This window comes from Streptomyces sp. HSW2009 (genome assembly GCF_040240285.1).
In the GTDB taxonomy this organism is placed as follows: Bacteria; Actinomycetota; Actinomycetes; order Streptomycetales; family Streptomycetaceae; genus Streptomyces.
This window is the reverse complement of record NZ_JBEHZD010000693.1, coordinates 1-3,512: the sequence shown is the minus strand read 5'-3', so window position 1 is coordinate 3,512 and position 3,512 is coordinate 1. Positions and strand designations below refer to the sequence as shown.

General features: G+C 70.0%; 3 protein-coding genes and 1 pseudogene. 3 read left to right on the top strand and 1 reads right to left on the bottom strand.

Annotated elements, in window-relative coordinates:
- Positions 1-481: pseudogene (gene tilS / locus AAHZ94_RS30855) on the bottom strand (tRNA lysidine(34) synthetase TilS); the annotation flags it as partial.
- Positions 482-580: 99 nt separating this feature from the next.
- Between tilS and secG the strand changes: the two are divergent.
- From secG to pgi, 3 genes are all read left to right on the top strand, one after another.
- Complete coding sequence (secG, locus tag AAHZ94_RS30850) at positions 581-814, top strand: preprotein translocase subunit SecG (RefSeq protein WP_349997023.1); 234 nt, start codon at positions 581-583, stop codon at positions 812-814.
- Between the two features lie 164 nt (positions 815-978).
- On the top strand, positions 979-1,314 hold the full coding sequence (locus AAHZ94_RS30845) for an RNA polymerase-binding protein RbpA (RefSeq protein WP_176161036.1): 336 nt from the start codon (positions 979-981) through the stop codon (positions 1,312-1,314).
- 227 nt (positions 1,315-1,541) lie between these two features.
- Complete coding sequence (gene pgi, locus AAHZ94_RS30840; RefSeq protein WP_349997024.1) at positions 1,542-3,194, top strand: glucose-6-phosphate isomerase; 1,653 nt, start codon at positions 1,542-1,544, stop codon at positions 3,192-3,194.
- The last annotated feature ends 318 nt before the right edge of the window (positions 3,195-3,512 follow it).

Below are 3,512 nucleotides of genomic sequence, written 5' to 3'. Positions count from 1 at the left end.
TGATCGCCGACTTGAAGCGGAAGGCGCGGGCGGCGGCCTCGGCCTCGGCGGCCCAGGCGTCCAGTGCGTCCGCGTCGTCGCGGGAGAGTTGCGCCGTACGGGCCAGGGCCTCGACGACGCCCTTGCCGAGCGCCTTCTCCAGGACGGGCAGCGCCTCGTGGCGCACCCGGGAGCGGGTGAACGCCGGGTCGACGTTGTGCGGGTCGTCCCAGACCGGCAGCGACTGGGCCAGGCAGGCGCGGCGCGCGGTCTGTCGGTCGAGGTGGAGGAAGGGGCGGCGGTAGCGCCCGCCCTCGCCGGAGACGACGGCCATGCCGGACAGCGAGCGGGTGCCGGAGCCGCGGGCCAGTCCGAGCAGGACCGTCTCGGCCTGGTCGTCGCGGGTGTGGCCGAGCAGGACCGCGCTGGCGCCGTACCGCTCGGCGGCGTGGTCGAGCGCCGCGTACCTGGCGTGGGGCGCGGCGGGGGGGCGGGCGCCCCGCGCCCCCCCCGCCCCCCCCCCCCCCGACAGCGTTCAGGGTTCCATCCGTTTCATCAGATCGTTTTCAGAATTATCGCGTCCGAGAGAGTTGGTCCAGCCGTGGAAACTGGGTTCTCAATCGCCCTCATCATCTTCAGCGCGCTGTTGATGATGCTCGTGCTCATGCACAAGGGAAAGGGTGGCGGCCTGTCCGACATGTTCGGTGGCGGAATGCAGTCCTCTGTCGGCGGCTCGTCAGTCGCCGAGCGTAACCTTGACCGGATCACCGTGGTGGTCGGCCTGCTGTGGTTCGCCTGCATCGTCGCACTCGGTCTGCTGATGAAGCTGGATTAACTGACGGACCGTCGTCAGCGCGGCCTATTATTGGGCTTGCGTCCTCGGGGGCGGGTGTAACTCCTGTCGCTGGACGCGCGTTGGGCCTTACATAGACTGGGGCGCCCGGCAGCGGAGCCGCCTATCGGATGCTTCGCGGCACCATCACGCAGGGAGTTACAACCGTGGCAAGTGGCAACGCGATCCGAGGAAGTCGGGTCGGAGCGGGGCCGATGGGAGAGGCCGAACGGGGCGAATCAGCGCCCCGGCTGCGCATCTCCTTCTGGTGCTCGAACGGGCACGAGACACAGCCAAGCTTCGCCAGCGATGCGCAGATCCCCGAGACCTGGGACTGTCCGCGCTGCGGCTTCCCCGCCGGAAAGGACCGGGAGAACCCGCCGGACCCGCCGCGCACCGAGCCGTACAAGACCCACCTCGCCTACGTGCGGGAGCGGCGTAGCGACGCGGACGGCGAGGCGATCCTCGCGGAGGCGTTGGCCAAGCTCCGCGGCGAGATCTGACGCGGCGGCAGGACCGCACCCACCGGCAGCACTCGGGCAGCGAGCACGTGGTTCCCACGGCGCCCGCCCCCTCGGCAGCGGACCGGGGCCCGGCAGCACCCTCCCCACGGGAGGAGCTGCCGGGCCTTTCTGTGTCCGCCCCACGATGGCGACATATGGACCGCCCTGATCAACTAAGTTGGGCGGTGCTGGCGCGAATGACGAGACGAATAGGGCTGATGTCCGAGATGAACGCTGAAGGCCGAACCCGGCTCGATCAGATGCCGGAGTGGGTCGCGCTGGGAAAACACCGGGAACAGCAAGGGGAGGTCAACCTACGCGAGCTTTTCGCCGCCGATCCCGCGCGCGGTGAGCGCTACACCGCACAGGTCGGCGATCTCCATGTGGACTACTCCAAGCATCTGGTGACCGACGAGACGCTTCGGCTGCTCCGGGCGCTGGCCACGGCCAGCGGGGTCACCGAACTGCGCGACGAGATGTTCCACGGCGACAAGATCAATATCACCGAGCGGCGTTCCGTCCTGCACACCGCGCTGCGCGCCCCGCTCGCCCAGGTCGTGGAGGCCGACGGGGAGAACGTGGTGCCGGCGGTGCACGCCGTGCTCACCAAAATGGCCACCTTCGCCGACCGGGTGCGCTCGGGCGACTGGACCGGGCATACCGGCAAGCGCATCAAGACGGTCGTCAATATCGGTATCGGCGGTTCCGATCTGGGGCCCGCCATGGCTTATGAGGCGTTGCGCGCCTACAGCGCACGGCACCTGGATTTCCGGTTCGTATCCAATGTGGACGGCGCCGATCTCCATGAGGCCGTGCGCGATCTCGATGCGGCCGAGACGCTGTTCATCGTGGCGTCCAAGACCTTCACCACGATCGAGACGATCACCAATGCGACCTCCGCGCGCAACTGGCTCCTGAACGCGTTGGACGCCGGTCAGGACGCGGTGGCCAAACACTTCGTCGCGCTGTCCACCAACGCGGAGAAGGTCGCCGAATTCGGCATTGATCCGGCCAATATGTTCGAGTTCTGGGACTGGGTCGGCGGACGTTACTCGTATGACTCGGCGATTGGGCTCTCGCTCATGATCGCCATTGGGCACGACCGGTTCCGGGAAATGCTCGCGGGCTTCCACCTGGTCGACGAACACTTCCTGACCGCGCCGGTCGAGGAGAACGTGCCACTGCTGCTCGGTCTGCTCGGCGTCTGGTACGGCGGCTTCCACGACGCCCAGTCACATGCGGTGCTGCCGTACAGCCACTACCTCGCCTCGTTCACCGCCTACCTCCAGCAGCTCGACATGGAGTCCAACGGCAAGTCCGTCGACCGGCAGGGCCGTCCGGTGACCTGGCAGACCGGGCCGGTGGTGTGGGGCACGCCCGGCACCAACGGTCAGCACGCCTACTACCAGTTGCTGCACCAGGGCACCAAGCTGATCCCCGCCGACCTGATCGGCTTCGCCCGGCCGGTGGACGACCTCCCGCCCCGACTGGCCGAGCAGCACGACCTGTTGATGGCCAATCTGTTCGCCCAGGGCCAGGCGCTGGCGTTCGGCAAGACGGCGGACGAGGTCAGGGCGGAGGGCGTGGCCGAGGAACTCGTGCCGCACAAGACCTTCCGCGGCAACCGGCCCACCAGCACCATCCTGGCCACCCAGCTCACCCCGTCGGTGCTCGGCCAGTTGGTCGCGCTCTACGAGCACAAGGTGTTCGTCCAGGGCGCGATCTGGAACATCGACTCCTTCGACCAGTGGGGCGTCGAACTCGGCAAGGTGCTGGCCAAGCGGGTGGAGCCGGCGTTGCGCGCCGATGAGCAGGTGCCGGGGCTCGACGCGTCGACCACCGCCCTGGTACGGCGCTACCGCGCGCTGCGTGGACGCTGACCCGGGCCCGTAACGGAGGCCAGGGTCCAGAGCCGGCCGCGTACGCTCCCGGGCGCCCGGGGGGCTGTGTGCGCGGCCGGTGACGACTGGGACCGGCGCCCGCGGCCGGCGTGCGTGTGGGTGACCGTGTGCGGCGGGGGCCCCCGCGGCCGGTGTGCGCGGTGGGTGACCCTGCGGTGGCGTGCGCGGTCGGTGCCAGCGCCGGAGGGTCGACCCCGGACGTGGGAAGGGGCCCCGGGGGGGGGGGCCCGGCCCCCCCGCCCCGCCGCCCCCGCCGCCCCCCCCGGGGGCCGCCGGGCGGGCGGGGCGGCCCCCCCG